The sequence below is a fragment of the Spiroplasma sp. ChiS genome, from assembly GCF_002968355.1.
Taxonomy (GTDB): domain Bacteria; phylum Bacillota_I; class Bacilli_A; order Mycoplasmatales; family Mycoplasmataceae; genus Spiroplasma; species Spiroplasma citri.
Genome location: NZ_PUUH01000051.1, coordinates 1 through 2,276, shown reverse-complemented (window position 1 = coordinate 2,276; position 2,276 = coordinate 1). Strand labels below are relative to the sequence as shown.

4 protein-coding genes are annotated in these 2,276 nt (G+C 22.7%); all 4 read right to left on the bottom strand.

Annotated elements, in window-relative coordinates; all coding sequences use genetic code 4:
• Positions 1 to 45: 45 nt before the first annotated feature.
• The 4 genes from C6B38_RS02320 to C6B38_RS02305 all read right to left on the bottom strand — a co-directional run bounded on the left by C6B38_RS02320 (position 46) and on the right by C6B38_RS02305 (position 1,530).
• Positions 46 to 639 carry a hypothetical protein gene (locus C6B38_RS02320; RefSeq protein ID WP_105298500.1) on the bottom strand — a complete coding sequence of 198 codons (594 nt, stop codon included), beginning with the start codon at positions 637 to 639 and terminating at the stop codon, positions 46 to 48.
• Between the two features lie 28 nt (positions 640 to 667).
• A complete protein-coding gene (locus tag C6B38_RS02315; protein ID WP_105298499.1) occupies positions 668 to 964 on the bottom strand; it encodes a hypothetical protein in 297 nt (98 codons plus the stop codon).
• Entirely contained in the window at positions 892 to 1,194 is a 303-nt protein-coding gene (locus tag C6B38_RS02310; protein ID WP_146693266.1) for a hypothetical protein, read from the bottom strand. Before C6B38_RS02310 ends, C6B38_RS02315 begins: the two co-directional genes overlap by 73 nt.
• Before the next feature lie 147 nt (positions 1,195 to 1,341).
• A complete protein-coding gene (locus tag C6B38_RS02305) occupies positions 1,342 to 1,530 on the bottom strand; it encodes a pentapeptide repeat-containing protein (protein ID WP_105298497.1) in 189 nt (62 codons plus the stop codon).
• Positions 1,531 to 2,276 lie beyond the last annotated feature (746 nt).

The window sequence follows — 2,276 nt, the reverse complement described above, 5'->3', positions numbered from 1 at the left end:
AAAAGTACTTTTTAAAGTTATTACTAATTTTAAAAAGTTTTTTATTTATAAAGATAAAAATTGATTTTGAGATTGATTTAATTTAAATTGATTTTGAGATTGATTTAATTTAAAAATATTAATTTTAACTTCATTAATTCTGCTATTAAGTCTTAACATTGAAGCAATTAACATATTATTAAATGTTTCTTTACAATATATTTTTGCACCACGCCCCTTAACAGCCTTAATATAATGTGAAATATCACCTTCAACATGACAACCAATATTATATTCTAATGCTTGATTTTCAATACCATCTTTATTATTTTTAATTAATTTAATAGTTTCTAATAAAAATTTCTTTTTGCTGTCAATAACATAGGGTAAATGACAAATTAAAAAATCTAATAATGCTTCATAATTTCCAGTAAAAAAATATATTTTTGCTAATTTATATTTTAATCTATGAATTTTGTTTCTATTTCTATATGAAAATAAGTCTTTAAATCTTTTTACTAAATGAAATTTATCCAAACTATATGATACAGTATTATTTTTATATTTTGTTTTTATTGCTTTGTAAATTTTTTTAATTTGTTTTTCGCTGTAAATTAATACTAATATTATAGTATTTTCATTAATATCATAAGTATCCATTAGTTTAAAAATTTTGTCAATAAAATTTTTAAACTATATGAAGTTGGTAATCTTCAATTATTACAATAACTTTGCTTAAATAAGAACAAATTTTATTTTTAAAATCATTTAATATTAAATACATATTATTTATTGCTTCTTCTTCAGAATTAGAACTAAAAGTAATATTATTAATTATTTTCTTTTTCAAAAAATTATAAATAATAATACCAGTTTTTCCAATTCCAGCAGGGTCAATTGCAATAATATATTTTAATTTACTTGATTTATTTTTTTCTCAAATTGTACTTGATTTATTTTTTTCTCAAATTGTAATATTTTTCATCCATCTGATGCTAAATCTAAAATATCGTTAATTTTGTAATGCTCCATATAAGAAGCAATAAGAGTTATTTTTGCTCATTTTAAACATTGCAAATCATAATGTTTTTTATGATGTGAAATACGACAATCAATAGGTTGACAATTAACTCAATCAAAAGATGTTGTTATTTCATCTCAAGTTTTATTAATATATTTACTTTTATATTCTGACATTATAAATAATCCTTTCATTAATTAGTTTTACCTAATGCTCAATGTTCATCAGTAATTTCATCTTTTGAAACTAGATAACTTCTAAGCATTAATTYATTTATTTTGTTGATAATTTTTTTATTTAACTTTTTCATTATTCATTCTCCTCAATAACAGTTAATTGGTCTAATTGTTTTTTTTTGTAATTTTAATACCTTTTAAATTAGCACAAGATAAATTAGCATAACGTAAATCAGTACCTTGTAAATCAGCACCTTGTAAATATAATACTTCTTCTTCTAAATAATCACTTATTTTATCTTGTTCAACATCAATTCCTGTTAAATCTTTTATCATTTCGTGTAATGTTTTCATTTTATAATTTCCTTTCTGTAAAAAAACATAGTATTCCTTTATTGGTTAATATTTTGATATTTAGTAGATAATTTATTTTAGTATTTAATTACTTCGCCGCCCGCTTCACTTCGGGGGTGAGCGGGGGCGGATAGGATATTTTGATAGAGTTTACCCCCCACGGAAATAAACAAAAAAACAGCTTATCCAGTTATTAATTACGCTTCATCCATCCCTACACAACTTTATATAAAGAAAATAACCTTTTGGAGCTCCTCCCTCTTGTTTTTTAGTGTCCGATATTGTTTTTTTCGGTTTAACAGCACTCTTTTTATGAAACAAGCCAAAAACACACACTCTGACATTTCGCCGGCGACTAACCCCGCCGAGAATTAAAGAAATAAATAGGAGTAGTAAATCCAATCGCTTTCACACTTTCTTTAAGGCTTCGTGCCATAGATGAGTTATCCATCTTTAAGCATCAAAATATTAAGTTTTAGTATTGCATTATTCATCAGATAGTATCTTTTATTTAAAAGTGATATTATTAGTTGTTAAACCGAAAAAATATAATAAATCACAGAAAGGAAATTATAAAAATTAACTAATTGATGGAGAAAATAGGTTAATTTTTAATTTTAAAGATACTATCTGATGAATAATGCAATTAAAAAAATCGCTCTTATAAGCGATTACTTTAATTTATATTTAATTACTTTATACTTTAATTTATATTTAATTACTTTATTTATATTTTTTATAAAAAA